Origin of the sequence: Vibrio ponticus, assembly GCF_009938225.1 — a bacterium.
Classification (GTDB): Bacteria; Pseudomonadota; Gammaproteobacteria; order Enterobacterales; family Vibrionaceae; genus Vibrio; species Vibrio ponticus.
Window position 1 is genome coordinate 469,894 of the sequence record NZ_AP019658.1, and the last position, 24,284, is coordinate 494,177.

Sequence of the window (24,284 nt, forward strand, 5' to 3'; positions counted from 1 at the left end):
AACACTAATGTGTAAAAATTTGTTACTCTTGGCTGACAAAAAAATCAATAAAATTGCGTTGTTGAGTTCAAAAGTTCGGGGGATCGGATGAACGAAGAAGTTTCTATTGAAGGAGCCAAAGTAGTCAAAGTCATCGGAGAGGTGATTGCCATAGATAGCCGCGGTAATGCGCGGGAGCTTAAAGTGGGCGATCAACTGCGTGGCGATGAGGTCATTATCACTGCTCGTAACTCCAGTGTCGATATATCAGAGCAGGTTGAAACCATCAACCTTGGTGAAAACTGTGTTGCCTGTGCCAATCCGCAAGGTAATGTGCAAGGAGCGGTGGTTGACGGCACCATAGACCTCGATCTTAGTCAAAATAGTGAGTTTAGCTTAGAGCAGCTTGAGGCAATACAAGAAGCCATCTTAGCCGGGGAAGACCCAACGGCAATCTTGGAAGCTGCGGCAGCAGGGGGCGTACTAGGCTCAGCAAACGCGGGTTTTATTACGGTAGAGTTTAATAACCCTGAAGTCTTAGCGGAGACGTTTTTTGAAACCAGTGGGTTTCGACGAGAGCAGATAGACGACCCCGAAGAAGATGGCAGAGCGACGGTTTTTGCCGCAGGTGGTGAGTCGATATCCGAATTGCTTGTTGAGGGAGACCTCGATGCCAGCGATGGCTATCCGACTTCAATCACTAATACCGTCTTAATCGAAGCCGGTGACCTACCGCTTGATGCGACAAGCTTTGTTCCCGACCCAATTTCTCTCAGCGCCCTCCTTAACGAACTGAATAGTGATATCACCGCATCAGGACAAGATGTTACCTTCACTTACGACGCTAGCCAGAATGCGATTATTGGTACTGTTGGTGCCGATGAAGTGCTTAAAATCGATATTGATACGACTAACCTTGGTAAGAACTTAGAACTTTCATTAACTACAACCCTTAACCAGCCTATTGATCATGTACCGAGTGTTGGCGGTGGTAATGTTGCTCTCGTTGACGACAAAATTATCGTTTCATTTGATATCACAGGTACAGACAGCGGTGGTAATGCGATTCGCTCACCGATTTCCGCTACAGTCACGATTGTTGATGGTGACGACCCTGATATTGCTCAAGTGCCAAGTGTGACCGTTAATGAAGCCAATTTGACTGACGGTACTGACACTAATATTGCTGAAACCGTGAAAGGCAATATGGTCGACATGGGACTCGGCAGTGACCAAATCGAGCAATACCGTCTCGACATTTCGCAGTTTAACCAGCAAGCGGCACTCAAGTCTCACGGGGAAACCATCACTATCACCGAAGTGGAGAATGGGGACTCGAGTTTTACCTACACTGGTGCCACGGCGTCAGACTCAGTATTCACCATAGAGGTTGAGCCTAGTGGCGACTATACCTTTACTTTACTTGAGCCAATTGACCACGCGCAGGGTAGCGATTCAACCACCATTAGTTTGCCGATTACCGCAACCGATTTTGATGGCGACACGGCACAAGGGTTACTGCCGATCATCATTGTTGATGATAAACCCCAGTTCACTGGATTTACTGGGCAAACTGAGGTTGATGAAGATGACCTAAGCACTTCAACAGTACCAGGTTCTGATCCAGACAAAGAAGCCACTTTAATCAGTGGAAACTTTGTGATTGAACAGGGAGCAGACGGGGTTAAGAATTACCAAATCGATACCACGTCACCGGATATAACCACGCTTAGTTCAGGTGGAGAGGCGCTGAAATGGAGTGATGACTCTCCAGCGCAAAGCGGTACGCAGTTTACTTATACCGCTGAAACTGCCTCTGGCGAACTCGTATTCACATTGATATTTGATACCAGTGACAACAGTTACCGCTTTGATCTCGTTGCGCCGCTAGATCACCCAACGGGTGATGGTGAGAATGAGTTAGAGCTTGGTTTTAATATCAGCGCCACTGATTTTGATAATGATACGACTGCACCACAAACGCTGACGATTACGGTCAAAGACGATGTTCCTACTATCACCAATGTAGAGCCACTGAGTGTTGATGAAAATGATTTGCCACAAGGGACAGACGGCTCAGGCAGTTTGACTGTTGGTGGAGACTTCACCACGACGCAAGGCTCTGATGGTGTGATTCTCTACCGCATTGATCCAACGACCAACCCTGTTGATGGTTTAACTTCCGGCGGAGTGACGATTACGTTAGATGCGCCAGTGATTGACCCTGCAGATAACACTTATACCTATGTCGCGAAAGCGGGCGGTGCGGAAGTATTTGAACTAACGCTAAATGCTGACGGCAGCTATACCTTTGAACTCAAACAGCCTATTGATCATCAAGATGGTCAAGACAGTCAGCTGGTTAATTTTACTATTCAAGCGCAAGACCAAGACGGTGACCTAAGCTCTATCGTGCTGCCTGTTACCATCAACGATGATTTGCCAGTGCTGAATGGTTTTACCGGACCAACCGAGGTTGATGAAGATGACCTCAATAGTAGTGCCCATCAAGGCTCTGATCCGAGCAAAGAACCGACGGCAATTACGGGTAACTTTGACATAGAGGAAGGCGCTGACGGGATCAAGAGTTACCAAATCGATACTACGTCGCCAGATATCACCACTTTGCAATCGGGTGGCGAAGCGCTGAAATGGAGTGATGCGTCACCGGTACAAAATGGGTCGCAATTTACTTACACAGCAGAGACAGTTTCTGGGGACGCGGTTTTTAGCGTCGTGTTTGATACCAGTGACAACAGTTATCGTTTTACTCTGATTCAACCTTTGGACCACCCAACAGCGGATGGCGAAAATGATATTGAAATTAGTTTTGATATCAGTGCGACCGATTTCGACAACGATACGACCGCCCCTAAAACACTCACGATCACGGTTAAAGATGATATTCCAGCGATCACTAATGTTGAGCCGCTAAGTGTTGATGAAAATGACTTACCACAAGGTACTGATGGCACGGGTGACCTGATTGTCGGTGGCGATTTCACCACCACACAGGGTGCCGATGGCGTGGTGCTGTATCGTATAGATCCGACTACCAACCCTGTTGCTGGGTTAGAATCCGGTGGGGTTGCACTTACCCTTGATCCGCCGACCATTGATGGCAACAACAATTACACCTATGTAGCCAAAGCGGGCACGGTTGAGGTGTTTACCTTAACGCTTAACGCAGACGGCAGTTATAGCTTTGAATTAAAGCAGCCGATTGATCATCCAGATGGTGAAGATAGTCAGTTGGTAAACATCACGATTCAAGCACAAGACCAAGATGGTGACCTTAGCTCGATCGTATTGCCAGTCACAATTAATGATGATGCGCCAGTGATAAGTGGTTTTACTGGGCAAACACAAGTTGATGAAGACGACTTAAATAGCACGGCACATCAAGGCTCGGATCCTGATAAGGAATCCACGCTTATTACTGGTAACTTCGTCATTCAAGAGGGCGCGGATGGTGTTAAGAGCTATCAAATTGAGAGTACCTCACCAGATATTTCAACCTTAGAATCCGGTGGTGAAGCACTTAAATGGAGTGATGGCTCTCCGGTGCAAAATGGGTCGCAATTTACTTACACCGCTGAGACTGTATCAGGGGATGTAGTGTTCACTATGGTGTTTGATACCAGTGATAATAGCTACCAATTTGAATTGCTAAAGCCGCTTGATCATCCTGAAGCTGACAACCAAAACGATATTGAAATTGGCTTCAACATCAGCGCGACTGATTTTGATAATGACACCAGCACGGCTCAAACCCTTACCATTACCGTCGTTGATGATATTCCAGAGATCACCGACGTTGTGCCTCTTACTGTCGATGAAAATGATTTGCCGCAAGGTACCGATGGAACCGGCAGTCTTACTGCGAGTGGTAATTTCACCACCACCGAGGGCGCCGATAACGTCGTTTTGTATCGTATTGAGCCAAATACCAACCCGCTAGCGGGTATTGAATCTGGTGGTGTAGCAGTGACGCTCGATGCGCCAAGCATTGATAGTGACAATAACTACACCTATGTTGCTAAGGCTGGTGCGGCAGAAGTGTTTATCCTCACGCTCAAAGCGGATGGCAGTTATACCTTTGAGCTCAAGCAGCCTATTGATCACGCCGCTGGTGATGACAATCAACAGATCAACTTTACTATCCAAGCACAAGATCAAGATGGCGATCTCAGCTCGATTGTATTGCCTGTGACGATTACGGATGACGCACCGCTTATCGATGGCTTTACTGGTCAAACGGAAGTGGACGAAGATGATTTAAATACGGCTAATTTCGACGGTTCTGATCCGACAAAAGAGTCGACGGTCATTACGGGTAACATTGATATAGCACCTGGTGCTGATGGAATTAAGAGCTATCAGATTGATTCAACATCGCCAGATATCACCACGTTAAGTTCTGCTGGGGAAGCGCTGAAATGGAGCGATGGTTCGCCAGTGCAAAATGGCACTCAATTTACCTATACCGCTGAGACGGTATCGGGAAATGCAGTATTTACCTTAGTGTTTGATACCAGCGATAACAGTTACAGTTTTAGCTTGTTGCAGCCGCTCGATCACTCGACAGGCAATGGAGAAAACGATCTTGAGATTGGATTCAATATCTCTGCAACGGATGTGGACAACGATACGAGTTCGCCCGAAACACTGACGATCAAAGTAAAAGATGACATTCCTGAGATAACCAATGTTGAACCGCTCAGTGTGGACGAAAACGATCTACCACAGGGAACAGATGGCTCAGGTGACTTATTGGTGGGGGGCGATTTCACCACGACACAAGGTGCGGATAATGTAGTGCTGTACCGAATCGACCCTAGCACCAATCCTGTGGCGGGTTTAGAGTCGGGCGGTGTGGCAATTACGCTTGACTCCCCGGTCATTGACCCGACAACCAATAGCTATACCTATACGGCAAAAGCTGGCACAGTTGAAGTGTTTAAGCTGACGTTAAATGCTGACGGAAGCTATACCTTTGAGTTAAAACAGCCGATTGATCATGCCGATAGCGAGAACAGTAAGCAGATTCAGTTTACCATTCAAGCGCAAGACTTTGACGGTGATTTAAGCTCGATTATTCTGCCAGTCACCATTAATGATGATGCACCGACAATCGACAGCATTTCTGCTGCTGAAGATGTGGATGAAGATGACATTCCAAGCGTCGGCTCTGATAGCACACCAGAATCAAACTCGACCAATGGTACATTTGCCTTTACCGCAGGTGCCGACGGGATTAAATCGGTGGTGATTGCTAACCAAGATACCGTGTTAGATTCACTTACCTCGGGTGGTGAAGCTCTTAAGTGGAGTGATGGTTCGCCGGTTCAGGTCGGCAACAAGTTCACTTACACCGCAGAAACTGCATCGGGCGAGTCAGTGTTTACCGTCGTATTTGATATTGATACTAAAAGTTATCAGTTTACGCTGCTCAAAGCCCTCGACCATCCGGTCGATTTGGCTGACCCGCAAAACAGCCTTTCCATTGGTTTTGAAGTTAGCGTGGTCGATTTTGATAACGACCAGAGCGCTTCACTGCCGCTTGATATCACCGTCATTGATGACATTCCGCAGATTAACTCGGCAGATCGCCTCGGTGTTAACGAAGATGATCTCAATGCGGGCTCAACGCCTGACGCTGCGGCTCTGACGGCGAGCGGTGATTTTAATACTACCCAAGGTGCCGACTCAGTCATCAAATATAGCCTTGAGTCCACCACCGATCCGGTTGCCGGACTCAAATCGGGAGGCGTCGATGTGACGATTGGCGCGCCAGTCATCGATTCCAGTACTAACCAATATGTCTACACGGCAAAAGCCGGCAGTGTTGATGTGTTCGAACTCACGCTTAACGCTGACGGTAGTTATAGCTTTAAATTGCTCGCGCCAATTGACCATGCTGAGAACTCGGATTTAACGACCCTCAGTTTCACCGTTGTCGCCGAAGATAAAGATGGTGATACCAGCAAGCAAACGGTATTTGTCGATATTAACGATGATAAGCCGTCACTGAGTGGTACGACTGGCGAGACCCGCGTGGATGAAGATGATATTCCAGGCATTGGATCAGACGGTAACAAAGAAAGCACCACCATTGATGGTCAGTTCACCGTGGTTGAAGGCGCGGATACCATCGCTGAATACCAGATCACCAACCTAGATACGGTCTTGGATCAACTCTCATCTGATAACCAAGGACTCGTGTGGGATACAGTCATTGAATCTGGCAACACGGTGACACATACCGCGGTGACTGAGACTGGCGGTGACACGGTGTTTACTCTGGTGTTCGATAACGCCAACAATACGTATTCGTTTACGCTCGTTCAGCCGTTTGATCATGCGCCTGTGCAAGGGCAGAACCTACAGCCGATTGATTTTGATATCAAAGCGGTGGACTTTGATGGTGATGAAACCGGCGAAACCACGTTAACCATCGATGTGGTCGATGATGTACCGCGTATCGCTAACCGCAGCATTGAAGTCACTGAGGGTGAGACGAGCAGTACTAACGTTAATATGTTTGGTCGCCCAGGCGCGGATGGTGCGGAAATTACCCTGGTTGAAGCTAATAGTACCGCGGATTCGCAAATTCGATTCCAACTAGCTGATGGCAGTTACGTGGAAAGCATTGATCCAAATAGCACCACTACGACAGTGACAGTGGTAGAGATGCGTCCTGATGGTAGTGGTGGCTTTAATTACGAGCAACTCGGTTCACTTGAGATCCGCCCTGACGATTCCCAGCGTGGTCGCTTCTTGTTTACGCCTGTTACGAATCTTGCTCATGATGGCGGCGAGCTTACCTTTAGTCTCAATGTCACAGCCACTGATGGTGACCAAGACACATCGGTGAAAACCTATACCGTAACCATCTTTGATAAAGATGCGGAAATAAAAACCGCTGAAGTGACGACGTTCGAAGATTCTGGGCGTTCAGATACACTCACCTTTGATCCGGCGATTAACAACAGCAATGCCGAAGATAACCAAGGTGGTCTTGCGGTAGAACCAAGCAAAATTACCTTAACGGTTGATCTATTTGATATCGATAACGATGAAAAAATCGGTGATGTGGTGATTGGACCGGGCACTTATAACGGTCAGTTCTATTTCTACGATGCCGCAACGTCGACTTACAAAGCGCTCACGGTACAAGCTGATGGTAGTGTATTGCTACCGAGTGGCGATGTGGTTCAAACCATTGGCAGCGATAACGTTGCTACGTTAAATAACCTCTACTTTGTCCCAGACAGAAACTACTCATCCAGCGATGCAGGCTTTGATGTGCCGATTTCTGTTTCGATTTTAAATAGTGGCAGCACCGACCATACCGTGACGTCACAACTGCATATTGAAGTAGAAGCGGTCGCCGATATTGCAACTTGGAATTCGAGCAACACCCAAGACCGTTATTCAATTGTTGAAGATGATGCTAATGCGATACTGAAACTGCAGGCTGAAACCCAAGATGGCAGTAACCCTGAGAGTATTACTTATCGTTTAGAGGTGACCTCGGGTGAGGGGCAGTTTGTACTAGAAAATAGTGCAGGGCAGCCTATTGCGCAGTCTTCTCCGGGAGTGTACATCATTGATGCCGCTGACATTAACGATGTGCAGGTAAACCCTGTGGATCATTTTGCCGGCGCGATTACTTTTGATGTTTATGCGGTGACAACAGAAGGGATCAATCCTTTAACGGGTAAAAATAGCGCAGAATCTGCAGTTCAAGAACTGGTGATTAACGTTGCGCCTAGCGCTGACCAAGGGTCGTTCAGTGTTAGCCGCATCACCATTTTTGAAGACAATGCCGCGACGCAAGATACCGTCGATCCAGAAACCGATCATCTCGACTTTACCTTGGATAAAGTGATCACCTTAGGCACCACGGACGATATCGCCACGGTCGGTGACAACTCTGAAACGCAGTTTGTTGAGTTAACCAACTTTGTTCAAGAAAATGGCGACCCGCTAGTGGGGTACGAAGTGCGCTGGATTGGCACTGGCGATAACCCAATTGTTGAGGTTTCACCAGGGGTTTATCAGATCCCACAAGAAGCATTGCCATTTGTGGAAGTTCAGCCGCCATTGCACAGCAATGAGAATTTTAGCTTTGATGTACAAGGTTTTGTTAAAGATACCGCGACGCTGATAGATCCTGCTGGTAACACGTACCAAGCGGTGGATATCAAGCCAATGGCAGATCCGAAAACCGTCAATGTGACAGTCAAAGGGGTTGCTGATATCCCATATTTGCCTGACGTGCCAGAGGAGCCAGCAACGGGACCGGAATTGGGTAAATGGTACCAATATGACGATGGTTCAGGCATTTTCGGCGCGCAAGTGACTATTGATGAAAGCACGGAGGCGAAAATAAGCTTCGCGGTATTGTCTGGTGAAGAGCAAGATGGCGTGGTTGATAAGTCAGAGTCACTGTCTGCAATCTTGAGTAACATTCCCGACGACGTCGAACTGCTTGATGCGAACGGCGGCACCATCGACTTAGTGTATGTAGGCGAAGGACCAAATGGCTCCCTTTACCAAGCCAATATCACGCAAGATGAATACGACGCGGGCATTACTATCCGCCCTACAAAATACTCGACTGATGACATTATCATTGATGCGAAAGTAGTTGTTACAGAGAATGATGGTCACGTGCGTGAGGTTGACGGCAAGCTGAGAGTTAACATTGAGCCCGTGATTGAAGCTGGTGGCGACAGCAAGACCTATGACGCCTCGGTGATTGGGCGTGAAGACACCTTTATCAAAGTGCCATGGAATGCCATCACTAACCCAAATGATGCGCCCGATAGCCAGCCTACTACCAATGGTAGAGACTACGAATACGTTACTAAAATTGTGATTGAAGGCTTCCCTCCTGGCAGTGAAGTTGAAATCAACGGTCAAGCTTTGGGGGATTTCTCTGGCGCAACTTTTGATGGTTCTACTTTGACGATAACCGGCTTAGATCAATCGAGCGCGGCACCTATTATCACAGTGAAGCCACCGGAAGACTCAAGCACTAACTTCTCGCTTGAGAGTACGATAACACTCCAAGAGATTGATGAAGATGATGCGACACTAATTAAAACTGCCGAAGTCAAAGGTGACCTTACGGTGGAGGTGAACCCGGTCGTTGAACCTGATGGCACATTGCGTATCGAAGATAAAGATGGCAACCCAGTCACTGTGATTCGTGATGATCCGAATCCGAACGATGCAGTCAATGGCGATGGAAAAATTGCCTTTACCATCAATGACCCAAATGGCGATGCCAATGTGGTGGTATTTGAAGATTTAGACCCAAGCTCGGATGAAGTCGTTGACCAAGTCGTGGTGCGCTTTAAAGTGCCGCCAGGTGAAGATTTTGATGATGTGATGGACCAGCTGTATGTCTTCGGTGGTATCAACAATGGTGACGGTTCATGGACCATTATTGACGAAGAAAACTTCACTATTTCAGCTCCGGACGGTTTGAAATACAGCACTTCGGCGACTGAAAATACCATCGGCGTTGAGTTTGTCACGCAAGTCATCGACAAAGGTGATGAAAACGAAGGTAGCGCGCCAAGGGAAGTAAGCACAACAGTAGATTTAGTATTCCCTGAATCCGTCACACCTACATCGAGTGTTGCAGCTGAGATTGATGAGATTACCCTCTCGGAGAATTCGAGCGCAATAGTGATTGGCACCGAAGACAATGCTTTTGATGTAAGCTCGCAGCTGTCAAAAATCTTTCAATTGGAACCCAATACCGCCGATACGGTGCCTGATCAGGTGACGGTTGTGATTGCAGCTGCTGATATTCCGGATGAAGTGAAAGGGCTACAAATTGGCGGTGCTCAGTATGACTTTGCCAATGATTTGTACATTTTCAGAGGTTCGGTTGATGCTAGTGGAGTACTAACGTTCCCATCGGGTCTGACGTTTACCACGCCAGATGATTACGCGGGCGATTTCCTTATCCCTATGACGGTAGTCACCACAGATACTCAATCGGGTGATGAAAACTCGACATTGTATAAAGTACCTGTGGCGGTAAGCCCATTAGTGGATGTGCCAGTGAGTGATGGCGGTACAGCTCAGCCAAGTGATAATGATGTGTCGCCTGCGGTTGGCATCAGCGCGACATCGGTAGAGAAAGGCACAGGGGCGCAAGTTGCTGGTGAAGCGTTAGAAGATAATCTGATCAAATTAGCCATTGATATCGATCTTGCCGATCAACGCAATGCGACTAATGAGGGGCGTGAAGTTCTCACTAAAGTCGAAATTGAGTTAGTTGATAGCGATTTAGGCTATTTTTCGGATGTGAATGGTCAGCCACTCTCAATGACTGAGCCAGGTAAGTTGGTGATTGAATCGACCGATCCTGCGGTTATCGAAGCGGCGCTTCAAGAGATCTACTTTGTGCCGAAAGAGAATTACCCTACTGGCAATAATAACAACACCGTAGATATTAAGGTAACCGGTACAATTACCGATCAAACCGACTTTGACCAAACATCGACAACTGAGACGCCGGATTCACAGGCAGATCTAACCTTTAGCAAAGACGCATCATTCGAAATTACGCCAGTAATCGATCCTATAACTGCACCTGATAGTGACAATGTAGTTGTGGTTGGTGATGAGGATACAGATATCGATTTGAGTGCTGGTGGTTCGGGGCTAACCATTGCGCTAAATGATACCGATGGCTCAGAAGTGTTCTTATCGGTCAAGCTAACGGGCTTACCAGATGACTTTATCGTAAACAGCTCGTCGAGTGATTTTGTGGTTAAGAACAATGGTGGTGGCGAATGGACGATTCAATTGAATAATCCAAACGTGACTAGCATTGATCTGTCGGATATCACGATTAAGCCTGCGGCGAACTTTAGCGGCAAGGCTGATATTGGCATTGTGGTGTATACCGAAGAGAAGTTATTGGGTGTGCCCGTTGAACATACCGGACAGTTCCAAATCGATGTGACGCCAGTTGGGGATGTGGTCGATACTGACCCAGTGGCGAGCGTCTCTGGTAATGAGGGCGAGAATATTGACATCGCCATCAATGCCAGCGTGACGGATAAAGTCGATTTGTTGCCGGGCGAAGCAAGTCAAGACCAACCAGAGACTCTGCTGGTGACGGTCGAAAACGTCCCTGACGGTGGTGAAATTTATTTCCCTGATGGCACGACACTGGCAACCAACCTTGGCGGTGGCGTTTGGCAGCTAGAGGTCAACGCCCAGTCATTAGATAAAATCGTGTTTAATTCCGGAGAACAAAACCAAGGTACGTGGAACCCAGACTCTTTGACCATCAAAGTTCAGTCGGTTGATACTAAGTACAATGGCGATAAGTTCTTAGGTCCGGTAAGCCAGTTTGAAGTCGGCGTGACGGTTGAGGCAGTCAATGATAGACCATACTTTGAGGGTATTGGCGATCTGCAAACCGAGGAAGATACTACTGTTGCGGTGAAAGGCTTCACTATCAACGATATCGATGCCACACTGGACGACCCAAGCGCTAACTACACACTGACGTTAACCGTCGACAGTGGCACACTGACGCAAGATGCCACGGTAGCAACCGCGAATGGTTTAACCGTGACCATCACAGGTGGCAACACGATTGAGATTCAAGGTACGGTTGCGGAGATAAACAAAGCCTTGGGCGAAGATTTGGTGCTGTTTACCCCGGCGTTAAATAGCAACAATCTGATTGATCCTGATGGCGTCAAAGTCACTGCAACTGTGAATGACAACGGCAATCTTGGTTTAGTTGATGGCACGCCAGCGACCGACAATGAGAATCAGGCAGAGTTTGTTATCAATCTCTCTGAGCTTAACGATAAGCCGAACGCGGTAGACGTTAATCTAGGCACAATTGATGAAGACAACTCGATTCAAATTAGCCCTTCACAATTGATTGGTCCAGGGCTCAGTACTGACCCTGATCCGGAAGGACAGACACTGATCATTAAATCGATGAGTGTCCCTGCCGAGCAAGGTACGATTGTTGAAAATAGCGATGGTACTTGGACGTTTAAACCAGCGCTTAACTTCAATGGTAACGTAGAAATTACCTATGAAATTGAAGATAACGGCACAGACAACGGTGTGAATAACTTCCTGACCGATACCGGAACGATTTCGCTCACGGTTGCTGGTGTCAATGATGCCCCTGAAATTGATGTGAATTCAGCCACAGCGAGTATTGATGAAGCCGCGGCGCAGCAGATTTCAGGGATTAGTGTCAGCGATGTCGATTATGTGGATACCTACGCAAGTGACTTGATCAGCGTGAAACTGGAAGCCAGTTACGGTGAGCTCAGTGTTGTGTTACCAACGTCGAGCAATATTACCGTGACGCCTGCTACGGGTGGCACCATCACGCTGCTGGGACCTTTGAGTGAAATCAACGCATTACTTGATACGCCAAACAGTGGTGAAGGGGTAATGCTAGATGCAAGTTTTGCGACGGTAGCGGATATAACTCTAACGGTAACTGCGACCGATTCTGGTAACCCTTCAGGAATACCAATCACCACAACCAAGGATCATACCATTACGGTGAATCCCGTTGCGGATGCGCCAACGTTGTCGATTCAACCTGGCTTTGATTATGTCCGCAATATCTCAGCCAATCTCTCGGTCAGTAATAGCGGTATTGCCATCGTTGGGATTATCGCTGCGTTGACGGATGTGAATGAAATCCTCACCTTGGAGATGTCGCAGCTGCCAGCCGGTGCGATAGTGAATACTTCATCAGGTGAGATCACGCCGGTTAATGGGGTTTACACTATTGATGCTGATGAAATTGATAGCATTGAGATTGTGGGTGCGGGTATTGGTGACCATACCATCCAGTTAGTCGCAGTCTCGAATGATGATGGTGACACCGCGCAATCAACCCCGCTGGAAATTGCATTGAACGTGGTCGCGGATGGTAGCGATATCGATCAATCGACTGCAACGAATGATGTGCAGTTAATCGGTGATAATAGCGGTGTAGAACTGAAATCAGGCGAGGGTGATGACCGCGTTGTTGGCGGTGATGGTAACGATATTCTGTTTGGTGGAGAAGGGAATGACACCATCATCGGTGGCGCGGGCAATGATATTATTGAGGGTGGCTTAGGTTCAGACATTCTCACTGGCGGCACCGGTGAAGATGTGTTCGTCTGGAATGAAATATCCGATGGCGCTGTTGATACGATCACTGACTTTACTCTTCAAGAAGACAAGATCGACTTACGCGATGTGTTACCTGAATTGAAATCACCATCGGTTGATATCAATGAGCTTCTCGATCATATCGAAGTCGGCGTGCAAAACAATGATGTCACCCTGACGATTAAACCCGATGGTGACATTGTAGGTGGAGACGAACAAACCATTGTGGTGGAGAACCTCGCGCAAAGCCTGACGTTAGATATATCGGATCAATCCCAAATGCTATCAACGTTAGTGGATGAGAATGTCTTCTTGCATGATACCTAAATGGTCGTCTGAGCAATAAAAATCAGATAAGCTACAAAGCACCGCTTGCGGTGCTTTTTTGTTAATAATCAAACGGACTGAGTAAGTGCATGAATAAACGTAAAGTAGGCAGACCGAGTAATAAGACTCAGGCGCGCGACAAGTTAATTGCAGCAGCTCGAGATCTTTTTATCGTCATGGCGTATGACAAAGTTTCGATTCGTTTACTAGCCAGCAAAGCGCAAGTGGATAGCTCATTGATTCGCTATTACTTTGGCAATAAAGAAGGCTTGTTTGAAACCATGCTACGAGAAACCTTAGAGCCGATTAACCAGCGTATGGGGAATTTGCAGAAGGAAATCAGTCAGGGTAATTTAGTCAGTATTATGCGCACTTATTATCAAGAGATGAGCAAAAATCCGCAGTTTCCTCGTTTGATTTTGCAAGTGATGAATATGCCCGAATCGATGGTACAGCGCCGCTTATTAGAAAAGGTCATCGCAGATATCGCGAAACCAATTCAAACCGTAATGTTTGATAAATTACTTGAAAAAGGGGTAATACGTAGCGATCTTGATGCGAATTTATGTCGAGTGTCATTTATTTCGCTGATGGTGTTTCCATTTGTTGCTCCACCATCAATGCTAGCCATACATGGCGTACAGCTGAGTGATGACTTTTTAGAGCAGTTATTGGAGCATAATATTAAATTGTTGACGCAGGGGATGTTCCAAACGCCACAGCAAGCCATTTAGTCATCCCAAAACAGCGACTTTGGATCTTTATCGATCTCGCGCATCAGGGCGGTGAGGTCAATACTCTGGGGCAAAAACGGATAGGGGAGCCAAATCTCATCATCCTGTTCATCAGCCATGTACAGACACCACAAACTGGACTCGTCATCCCACAATATTTTGGCTACTTGTGAGGTGTAGTCGCAGTGGGCGGAATCCAATAAGTAGTGCTGTTTAAAGAACACCACGCCATTACTGATCGGCTCGAAACTCGCCTTACCTAATTCAGCTGGAAGGTTTTGATTGCGGCAACGACAGATAGTTTCAGCGCGGCTTTCCACCTGGCGCTGTAGTAAACTTACTAACCCCATGTCATCTCCAGAACAACGGTCACTCTTGTTATAGTATGGCTTAGATTTGATGGCGTCTGCACCCCCTTTCACAAAATTGTCATCAAACCGCCATATGCTAAGGCTGTTTTGTGAACGACTCTATTTCTAACTAAGTATTAGAAGAGCGTTCATAACTTCACTGAACCGCTTTAGTATTTGGAGAAACCTATGTTACGAGTCGCCTTTGCTGCGCTTATCACCCTACCTTTTTGGACACTTTCTGCATCAGCCAGCGAAATTAATGTTTCAGGTTCGACTTCTGTTGCGCGCGTAATGGATGTGCTAGCCGAGCAATATAACCAATCTCACCCGGAGACTTACATAGCAGTGCAGGGCATTGGGTCGACAGCAGGCATCACGTTAGTGAAAAAGGGCGTCGCGGAGCTTGGTATGAGCTCACGTTATCTTACCGAAAGTGAGCTGGATGAGTCACTGACAGTACAAACTATCGCGATGGATGGTTTAGCCGTGATTGTGCATCAATCGAACTCAGTGACAAATATTACTCGCGAGCAACTCTATGATGTGTACAAAGGTAAGATTACCAACTGGAAACAGCTAGGTGGTGCTGATCAAGAGATCGCGGTGGTAACGCGTGAAGCTTCTTCTGGCTCACAATACAGCTTTGAGAGCTTGCTTGGCTTAACCAAAATGGTGAATGGTCAAATGGTTTCAGATGTTAACCCAGATAATTTAGTGGTAAACAGTAACAGCATGGTAAAAACACTGGTTAACCATAACGACCAAGCGATTGGCTTTGTTTCGGTCGGCTCTGTCGATAGCTCGGTTAAAGCGATTAACTTTGAAGGGGTTGAGCCAACCAATAAAAACATCATGACCAGTAGCTATGAATTGGCTCGTCCATTCTTGGTACTGTACAAAACTGAAAAATTAGATGCGCAATCAAAGGATTTCGTTGACTATCTTGATAGTGCACAAGCGAAACAGCTGATCAATGAGTATGGCTATATAGCTACTAAATAACGGGATGTGCGGTTAGCCTAACTTGGACAACAAGCAATAAAAAAGGAGAGCATGATTTGCTCTCCTTTAAAAATGTGTCGCTGAGTTTTCTCAGTGTTTGCTTCGCGGCATTAGAAATGCAGTTGAATAACCGATACGACTACTGCTGCTGGGCGGCGAACGCCTTCAATCTCAACTTTGATTTCACGCTCAATCTCTAAACCTTTCTTAATTGGTGTTACTTTAGAAAGGGTGCTCACTGCGCGAACGTTATTACCCGCTTTGACTGGGTAAGGGAAACGCACTTGGTTAAGACCAAGGTTTACCACCATTTTCGCCGTAGGGAACAGAGTGTTCTCCGGATCAACGCTATCGGTCATTTTTGGTAGCAGAGCCAATGTTAGAAAACCGTGTGCAATTGTGGTTTTAAAAGGTGATTCAGCGGCAGCGCGCTCAGGATCAGTGTGAATCCATTGCATATCTTCAGTCACTTGACCAAATTGGTTGATACGCTCTTGAGAGACGTGTACCCATTCACCAGTGTGAATCACAGTATCAATTTTCTGTTCCAAATCCATATAAAGCGCTTGCGCTTCTGGCTTCATTTCAATTGGTTTTGGTTGAGGCGGCTCATCGTTAACTGCTGGCTGCTGAAGATCACGCAACCTAGTGAATAGGTGGCGGTTGTTCGCCTTATTCAGGAACTCACCCCAGTACTCACGTACAGCAGGGGACATCCATTGCATAAATTCAGATTGATGCTTGGAATTGTGTTCACTACGATGTTTAAACAAGTCTGCGACTTTCATAAAAACCTCAGAAAAATTGGGTAGCCTACGCTAATTGCACTAATTTTGAAGCAACTCACAAATATCTGCAATGACTTTCGGGCGTACAACTGTTCTCTAAAACCATTAAATCTGTTTATATTCATATAGATAACAATAAAACACTATTTTATTAGATTGTGATGGATTAGAGTTTTTACTTAACTACAGCGACTAAATATCAGTCACTTACATAAAGCATAGCAGAATGCGGTGGTTGCTTTGTGACCGCTTGAACAATTAGCGAGAAATTATTGCTTTACAAGCGGATCGGCTGTCACTAATATACGTCCCGCAACGGAGAGATGGCTGAGTGGTTGAAAGCACCGGTCTTGAAAACCGGCATACGTTAATAGCGTATCTAGGGTTCAAATCCCTATCTCTCCGCCACATTCAAAAAAGCCCGCTAACATCTAGCGGGCTTTTTGCTATCTGAAATCCAATAAATATTGGATTCAGAGCTGTAGCAAGAGTCCATTAGAGTGAAGCGAAAAAGCGTTGCCAACCGGAGGCGACTTAAGGCAAGGGAACGAAGGGTGCTCGCTCGCGAGCATAAATCCCTAGTCGTGTGCGACTCCAACTCTCCGCCACATTCAAAACCCTAGTCGAAAGACTGGGGTTTTCTCGTTTTAAGATGCTAAAAACTTGTGAAGGAATTCAAATCCCAGTCGTGTACGACCTCAGACTAGGCGTCCCCCTCACTTAGCAACATTCAGAAAACCTGCGAAGAAATTTGCAGGCTTTCGTCGTTTCTGAGTCTTAAATTATCAAGTCGAAAGATTGAAATAGGCGTGTTGAGTTTAATGGCAGTCATAAGGCGAGACCTGAGCCTAACGAGCGTATACAGTTATAATTGAAACGCCAATTATCGACGTAAATCTATACGTATTAGTAAGCCAAAAGTTCTCGTTTTTGTCCTAGTAAAATCTCGTAAGCCTATGAAATAAATGGGTATCTTCTCCATGGTCGACTTTTCTATGAGGTCTCTATAAATCCCTATTCTCGTTTTGCACCGAAGGTTAATCTCACAGATGCAACCTTGCGCTTGTGCAACTTGTTGATTTTGCGTAAGGATTGTAGTGGTTTAATGATCCCGGATACCAAATTAGGTGGTAAAGTCTCCACCATAAATGAGGTGTTCAATGACAAAACGACAACGACGTACATTTTCTGCTGAATTCAAAATTGATGCTGCAAGCTTGGTTCTTGACCAAGGATATTCAATTCCAGAAGCAGCACGCTCCATGGATGTTGGGGAAACAGCTTTACGACGATGGGTCGATCAACTCAAGATTGAGCGTGGTGGTGCGACTCCGACAACCAAAGCCCTCACGCCTGAACAACAGAAAATCCAGGAATTAGAAGCCAAAATTAGTCGGTTGGAAAGAGAAAAATCTATACTAAAAAAGGCCACCGCTCTCTTAATGTCGGACGAACTCGAACGTTCTCGCTAATTGACCAGTTGAGGGAGTATGAATCGGTCAAGACGCTTTGTGAGCTGTTCAATGTAGCTTCGTCCTGTTACTACGAATTTAAGCAAAGAAAGCCGGATGCTAATCGCATTCGGCTAGCTAGTCGAATTAAAGAACTTTTCAATATGAGTCGAGGTTCTGCTGGCAGTCGTGCTCTTGTATCTATGCTTCGTTCAGAAAACATCGAAATCGGGCGATTTAAGGTACGGAAAATAATGCAAGAAGCCGGTTTAACAAGCAAACAGCCAGGCTCGCATCGATATAAGCATGCAAAATCAGAGAGACTGGATATCCCGAATCTGCTAAACCGTGAATTCTCTGTGGTTGCTCCGAATCGAGTGTGGTGCGGTGATATTACTTACATTTGGTCAGGTTCGAAGTGGAGTTATCTAGCCGTAGTACTTGATCTATTTAGTCGACGCGTCGTGGGTTGGTCTCTATCGGATAAACCTGATGCTGAATTAGCTTCTAAAGCCTTGGATATGGCTTGGGAGCAACGAGGCCGACCTAAGAACGTGATGTTTCATTCAGACCAAGGATGCCAATACAGCAGTCATAAATTTCGTCAAAGACTTTGGCGATATCGCATAACTCAAAGCATGAGTCGTCGAGGTAACTGTTGGGATAATGCTCCAATGGAGAGGCTCTTTAGAAGCCTGAAAACTGAATGGGTACCAGCAACGGGTTATTTGACTCAAGTTCAAGCGAAGAAAGATATCAGCTACTACTTGATGGACTACTACAATCGGCAACGACCTCATCAAGCAAATGATGGGCTGTCACCAGTAAATACCGAAAATCGGCTTAAATCTGTGTCCGGAATTTGTTGACCACTACAGATTTTCCTTAGAATACTGAAAAGTAAGGTGTCGGCTGGGGTATATTAATGAGAATTCAGCCTAATACACTGTTAGTTTTAAGGAGATACGATGGAGTTAATGACAATACTTAAAGGAGCAACTACAGCTCTAAGTATAGTTAATAGTAAGTTAACAAACCGAAAAGCAGACCAAGCAATTATCGATCTGGCTAGCGGGAAAAAAGATGTAAACGAAGTAGGTAAAGATAGTCATGAAATTTTTAGGTTTACGCTCTTGGTGGACTCTTTAAATAAAGCGTCCACTTATGCAAAAGCAAACCTTTTAAAAGACTTATATCTGGCATTCGATGCTGATGTAAAAAATGATGAAACCGATGATTTTTTCTTTGAAACGTTTTCAATTTTAGGTGAATTGTCCGACAGAGAGATCCATATACTATATCTGTTGGAGCGTTACCACCTAGAAAACATTATAGATAAGCGCACAGATCCTCGATATGCCAAGTATTTCGAGGAAATTACAGATGAAGGCTTCGGTATGGGCGGAACCCCGTCAGATTCATTTTACTACTTCGCAGCAGATCATCTAGGTTTAGAGACTAAGTACTTAATTGGTTTGATGAAGCGACTTGAGCGCTCAGGTCTTATTGTGCCAACGGGTATTGATGGTAATGCCAAGTTTCAAGAGTACTCTCACACAGAGCTGTATCGAGAAATTAAAACTAGGCTAATTATCGCAATGGAAAGTACGTACGGACAAACTAAGAAGTTGACTGCGGAAGAGCTATAAAACTAACAAACAATTTAAGAGTGATTCACCACGCTTGGCAGTTTTGGTTTGGGTTAAGTCTAGTGTTTTCGGCGTCCAATTTGAGTGCAGTGGTAGCGTGGTTCACACCTTAATTGAGCGTTAGGTGGTACAATGTTTTTAATAATTTATACTTTAGGAGATAGTTTTGAAAATCACGGAAATAGCAGTAGAGAAACTATTTGGCGTATTCGACCATGTTATTCCTCTCAATCAGAAAGGTCAGATTACGATAGTAATAGGTGAGAACGGTTTAGGGAAAACTGTAATATTAGAAGCGGTTAATGCTTTGTTTGATGGTAAATACAGTTTTTTTGATAGTTTGGATTTTACAAAATTCACATTCAAATTTGATAATGGTGACAATTGGTATTTAACAAAAAAAGGTACTAGTGAATCTAGTTCGCTATTTATATCAAGGGCTAACAAAGATAGTAAGAAAGTTAAAGAACATAAGATATCAAGTGTAAGCCTAAACAAAAGAAAAACAATGTCGTCTATCGCAAGGCGTAGAGAGTTACGAGAACGAGAACTAGAATATCGGTGGATGATGGATCGAGATTCTTCATTTATTGATTTTGACGACTTTGATGAATTAGAAAGGAGGCATCACTATATCCAAATGAAAAAGATGAAACATTCTTTTTGGAATGGTGAAGATGAGGTAAACCCTCCTAAATGGTTTATCGATGGTATAGAAAGCGTTGATGTTAAATTGATCGAAACCCAAAGGGTCATGACAGCGAAAGAATCTGGAAGTGATTCTTATGTTAACACTGTACAGCGTTGTTCTGCCGAACTAAAACGGATGATTTCTTTAGTTGCCAAGCAATCGGCTGATACGACATCAATTCTTGACAGCACATATCCAAATCGACTTATTAAGAAACTTAAACAAGGCACAAATGATACTTTTGAAGACTTAAATTCAGCTTTAATAAAGCTAGATCAAAGACGTAAAATTCTATCATCGATTGGGTTGGTAATTGACTCTGAAGACTCAGATATTTTACAAATAAAAGAGAATCAAAAAGACTTGGTAGGGTTACTAAAGTTATACATTGACGATAGCCATGAAAAACTAGACCCTTTTGATTCATTAGCAAATAAAATCATCCTCCTAAAGGGTATTGTTAATAAAAGGTTTAAACATAAAACACTAGAAATCAGGCAAGGGAAAGGACTAGTGTTTAAGTCGACTGTTATAAAGAATAAAGTCGGGGAGTATGTTGATATACCATCTTCAAAGCTATCATCAGGTGAGCAAAATGAACTGATTTTGTTTTACAAATTGATATTTGAAGCTAAAGAAAATGATTTGTACCTAATCGATGAACCTGAATTGTCCTTACATATTTCATGGCAGAATAAATTTATTCAAGACTTAAAAGATGTGACTGAAATGAATAAAGTTACAATAGTCATTGCAACTCACTCTCCAGATATAATTGATGATAACTGGGATCTGAAAGTTGAGCTCGTGGGGGTTGAGTAATGGAGAGATCAATGACTCCTCAGAGAATAGCTAACGCAATACTACTTGATAAAACCTTCGCTGGTTACCACCTGTTGGTCGAAGGTAAAAAAGATATAACACTGTATCGAAAGTTTATTGATCGGGACTCCTGTAAATTAAAACCTACTTTTGGTAAATATAAGCAGCGTGAAGTTTATGATATCTTGGAAGAGAGAGGGTTTAAAAATAAATTAGGAATTAGGGATGCAGATTTTATTCGAATGCCTAATAACCCTAAGTTTGATGCAAGCTATAATAAGTCGATTTTTCTAACTGATTATCATGACTCAGAAGGGATGATAGTCAATAGCAATGCATTTAATGACTGGATTGTTTCCATTTCTAACGATAATGATATTACTAGCTTTAGTGAAAAAATTGGTGATATTTATGACCTAGCTTATCAGCTTTGTTTCCCGTTGGCATGTTTAAGGTTGGCAAATAAACGCTTCAATTTAGGTTTGAGCTTTAAGCCAGAGAAACCAGAAGGTAATAAATTTAAATTTAAAAAATTAATTTGCGACAAGAAATTTGATTTTCTAGGAGTGGATAATCTGATAAATGTTATTTGGGAATACTCTAAGAATAGAGGTAAGGAAGTTGCCACAAGAGCTGAAATCAAATTAAAGTTAGAACTTGTTATGGAAGAGCTGCAAGTGGACTTGCGGGAAGTAGTTAACGGGCATGATTTATGTGAAGTGTTATTTATAGTGTGTTCAAAAGGTTTGAAGTCGAAAAGCAAGCTGCTAAATGATTCAGATTCCGTCGAAGAGATGCTAGCTTTGAGTTATGGTCATGCTTACTTTCAACGCTCTAATTTATTTGAAAAAATTGATGAATGGCAGAAAAAGCAGGGTGTCTCGATAATTAGAACCCCATAAAACCACCTAACAAGAGACTATGGCGTCAATAGTTAATTTTTGGCGCTATTTTTATCCCACATTACACCGTCTCTTAGCATTGAATTTAGTATCACAACCATCTTTCTCATGCAGGCAACGATAGCCACTTTTTTAGGTTTTCCTACCGCAAGTAATCGTTCATATGTGGCTTTGAAAATGGGGTTACACTGGATAGCCGACATCATCGCCATGTATAAAACGGTTCTCACTTGAGCTCGTCCACCTTGGATCATTCGCTTACCTTTGAGGCGACCGCTTTCTCTTGTTATTGGCGCAACGCCAATGAGAGAAGAGGCTTGTTTATTGGTGATATAACCGAGTTCAGGTACGTTACTGATGATAGAAGCGGCGACTATTTTTCCTACTCCTGGCATGCTTTGTAGTAACTCATTTTTGGCTTGGTACTCAGGGCAGGTATCGATAAGTTTTGTTATCTTTTCTTCTATTTTGGTTATCTGGTTTTTGAGTGCAGTTAAGATGGGTTTTATCGAAGAAGCAAGAGATTGGGGTAGAACTTGTATTCTGTTTTTCTCCATGGTTTGCATCGAGAGTAATTGATTGCGTCTAGTTACTAAGTCACTCATTAAGCGTATGTTTTCGCTTTTTAACTGAGTGAGTTTCGGTTGAATGGCTTCGGCATAGTGAGCAATAAGCGCCGCGTCTAATCGGTCGTTCTTGGCTCTTTGACCTATAGCGCCAGCGAACCTTTTTACATGCAAAGGGTTGGCGATAACATAAGGCAAATTGGCTTTGTCACAGGCTAGAATAAATGGCATTTCTAGTCGACCAGTCGCTTCGATAACGACCCTTTGAGGCCGATGTTTTCTAATGGTTTTTATAGCATCGATGATACCTTTCTCAGTGTTTGGAACCGTGAAGTAAATATCGAGTGGACGGATGTAAATGTCTAATTGTGACTTGCCAGTATCAACGCCGACATTAATGTTTTGAAGTGTGTCTGTATTCATAATAAGCTAACTCTTGCTTGCAAATGCGGGCTCGAGACCCAGAAGACTATTCGAGTGTGGTGCTTGGAGTTCTATCAGGCGTTCGTACTTGTTACCGGTCTCTCATTAGAGGAGCCAACGTTTAATCGAACTACCAGATAGAAGAACTTTAGTTGCAGCTAAAGTCTGGGTCTCGCCTTACCCGATTTGAGTGGTTATTATCCATACAAACAATTTAAGAGTGATTCAGCACGCTTGGCATTTTGGGTTTGAGGATGGTCCAGTGATTACGGTGTTCCAATTGAGTTATGTGGTAGCGTGCTTCACACCTTAATTGGGCGTTAGATTTACAAGGTAGTTATGAGTGTAAGTAGGTTTTATCAGATAGAGCAAGAAGTGCTTTTACTTGAAGCAGAAAAAGTTTCTCTTTTTACCAGTCACAATCCTTCGATCGGAAGTTATCGAGAATCAATATTAAAGGATTTTGTTAGGAAATTTATACCTAAATCACTCCAAGTTAAATCGGGTTTTATTGCAGGTAATAACAATCAGAATAAGATCTCTGATGATCAGAGCAGACAGATAGATATTCTTATTTATGATAACGATAACTATACCGCGTTGTTAGAAACCAATGATTTTTCTGTAGTACGACCTGAAGCTGTTTTAGGTTGTGTAGAAGTTAAGTCCACACTTACATTCTATAAAAAATATAGTCCTAATAAATCAAACTTAACAAACGCGGATTACCCTTTAGGTGGTGGTCGCAATCCTGCGTATCGTTGGGATGGTACATTAATTGATGCTTTGAAAAATATTAAAGCAGCAGCTCAAGTATGCCGTACTAAAGATACAACATATTATAGTGGTGTTCTTGCATATACAGCTAACTTTGATCCTATTAAGTTATATCGGGCACTCGATAATGAAGAGTTGCAAGAACAGCTAGATTTGAAGCACTTAAATGAATTACCAATGAATATATGTGTAGTAGGGAAATTTATTGTCTCATTTTCTCACATGGAAATGTTTAAGGAGAAAGGTAGTCCAGAATATGAAGTTTATCATGACAAATATGAGTCATATTATAATGAAATATCGGTTAGTGGAGATGATTTTCAATACCCACTTCAATTCTTTTCTGTGCATGCTCATAATCAAATAAGTTTTCTCCATTCAGGTAAAGCTGGTGATAATGTAGGTTTATTTTCGGCTATTGGTGCTTCAGTAAAATTTAGAGTCGAACATTTTCGTCTTCTTTCCGATGGCAGGTAAATCTAACAAGAGACTATGGCATCAATAGTTCATTTTTCGACAATTCCGCGTAATATTTTTAGTTAGATAGTCTTTTAGCTGCTGGGCTCAAATCCCTAGTCGTGTGCGACTTCAATTCTTCGCTACATTCAAAACCCTAGCAGAAATGCTGGGGTTTTCTT

At 44.1% G+C, this 24,284-nt stretch carries 11 protein-coding genes and 1 tRNA gene; 9 read left to right on the forward strand and 3 right to left on the reverse strand.

Annotation, left to right across the window (positions count from 1 at the left end; genetic code table 11):
- The first annotated feature begins 87 nt into the window (after window positions 1-87).
- Both GZN30_RS16640 and GZN30_RS16645 read left to right on the forward strand, forming a co-directional pair.
- Window positions 88-13,488, forward strand: a complete 13,401-nt coding sequence (locus GZN30_RS16640) for a retention module-containing protein (RefSeq protein WP_083627145.1) — start codon at window positions 88-90, stop codon at window positions 13,486-13,488.
- An 89-nt stretch (window positions 13,489-13,577) separates the two neighbouring features.
- A complete protein-coding gene (locus GZN30_RS16645) occupies window positions 13,578-14,222 on the forward strand; it encodes a TetR/AcrR family transcriptional regulator (RefSeq protein ID WP_075648828.1) in 645 nt (214 codons plus the stop codon).
- Here the strand turns inward: GZN30_RS16645 and GZN30_RS16650 are convergent.
- Window positions 14,219-14,572, reverse strand: coding sequence for a DUF3024 domain-containing protein (locus GZN30_RS16650; protein ID WP_075648829.1), 354 nt, complete (start codon window positions 14,570-14,572; stop codon window positions 14,219-14,221). The two genes, GZN30_RS16645 and GZN30_RS16650, sit on opposite strands and share 4 nt — an antisense overlap.
- A 189-nt stretch (window positions 14,573-14,761) precedes the next feature.
- On the opposite strand from GZN30_RS16650, the gene GZN30_RS16655 reads away from it, so the two are divergent.
- On the forward strand, window positions 14,762-15,577 hold the full coding sequence (locus tag GZN30_RS16655; protein WP_075648830.1) for a phosphate ABC transporter substrate-binding protein: 816 nt from the start codon (window positions 14,762-14,764) through the stop codon (window positions 15,575-15,577).
- A gap of 110 nt (window positions 15,578-15,687) precedes the next feature.
- On the opposite strand, the gene GZN30_RS16660 is transcribed toward GZN30_RS16655, so the two are convergent.
- Window positions 15,688-16,365 (reverse strand): MaoC family dehydratase, encoded by a 678-nt coding sequence (locus tag GZN30_RS16660; protein ID WP_075648831.1) that lies wholly within the window; start codon window positions 16,363-16,365, stop codon window positions 15,688-15,690.
- A 317-nt stretch (window positions 16,366-16,682) separates the two neighbouring features.
- Between GZN30_RS16660 and GZN30_RS16665 the strand changes: the two genes are divergently transcribed.
- From GZN30_RS16665 to GZN30_RS16685, 5 genes are all read left to right on the forward strand, one after another.
- Window positions 16,683-16,773: transfer RNA gene (locus GZN30_RS16665), tRNA-Ser, on the forward strand.
- Between the two features lie 752 nt (window positions 16,774-17,525).
- A protein-coding gene (locus tag GZN30_RS16670; RefSeq protein ID WP_139312237.1) for an IS3 family transposase occupies window positions 17,526-18,685 on the forward strand; the annotation gives its coding sequence in 2 pieces (ribosomal slippage) (window positions 17,526-17,784 and window positions 17,784-18,685; 1,161 coding nt in all).
- Between the two features lie 99 nt (window positions 18,686-18,784).
- Window positions 18,785-19,465 carry a hypothetical protein gene (locus GZN30_RS16675; RefSeq protein ID WP_075647791.1) on the forward strand — a complete coding sequence of 227 codons (681 nt, stop codon included), beginning with the start codon at window positions 18,785-18,787 and terminating at the stop codon, window positions 19,463-19,465.
- Between the two features lie 166 nt (window positions 19,466-19,631).
- On the forward strand, window positions 19,632-20,978 hold the full coding sequence (locus GZN30_RS16680) for an AAA family ATPase (RefSeq protein WP_075647790.1): 1,347 nt from the start codon (window positions 19,632-19,634) through the stop codon (window positions 20,976-20,978).
- Between the two features lie 11 nt (window positions 20,979-20,989).
- On the forward strand, window positions 20,990-21,880 hold the full coding sequence (locus GZN30_RS16685; RefSeq protein ID WP_075647789.1) for a DUF4435 domain-containing protein: 891 nt from the start codon (window positions 20,990-20,992) through the stop codon (window positions 21,878-21,880).
- Between the two features lie 32 nt (window positions 21,881-21,912).
- On the opposite strand, the gene GZN30_RS16690 is transcribed toward GZN30_RS16685, so the two are convergent.
- Window positions 21,913-22,869 (reverse strand): IS110 family RNA-guided transposase, encoded by a 957-nt coding sequence (locus GZN30_RS16690; protein WP_075650306.1) that lies wholly within the window; start codon window positions 22,867-22,869, stop codon window positions 21,913-21,915.
- A gap of 375 nt (window positions 22,870-23,244) precedes the next feature.
- Between GZN30_RS16690 and GZN30_RS16695 the strand changes: the two genes are divergently transcribed.
- Window positions 23,245-24,123 (forward strand): DUF6602 domain-containing protein, encoded by an 879-nt coding sequence (locus GZN30_RS16695; RefSeq protein ID WP_161987083.1) that lies wholly within the window; start codon window positions 23,245-23,247, stop codon window positions 24,121-24,123.
- The last annotated feature ends 161 nt before the right edge of the window (window positions 24,124-24,284 follow it).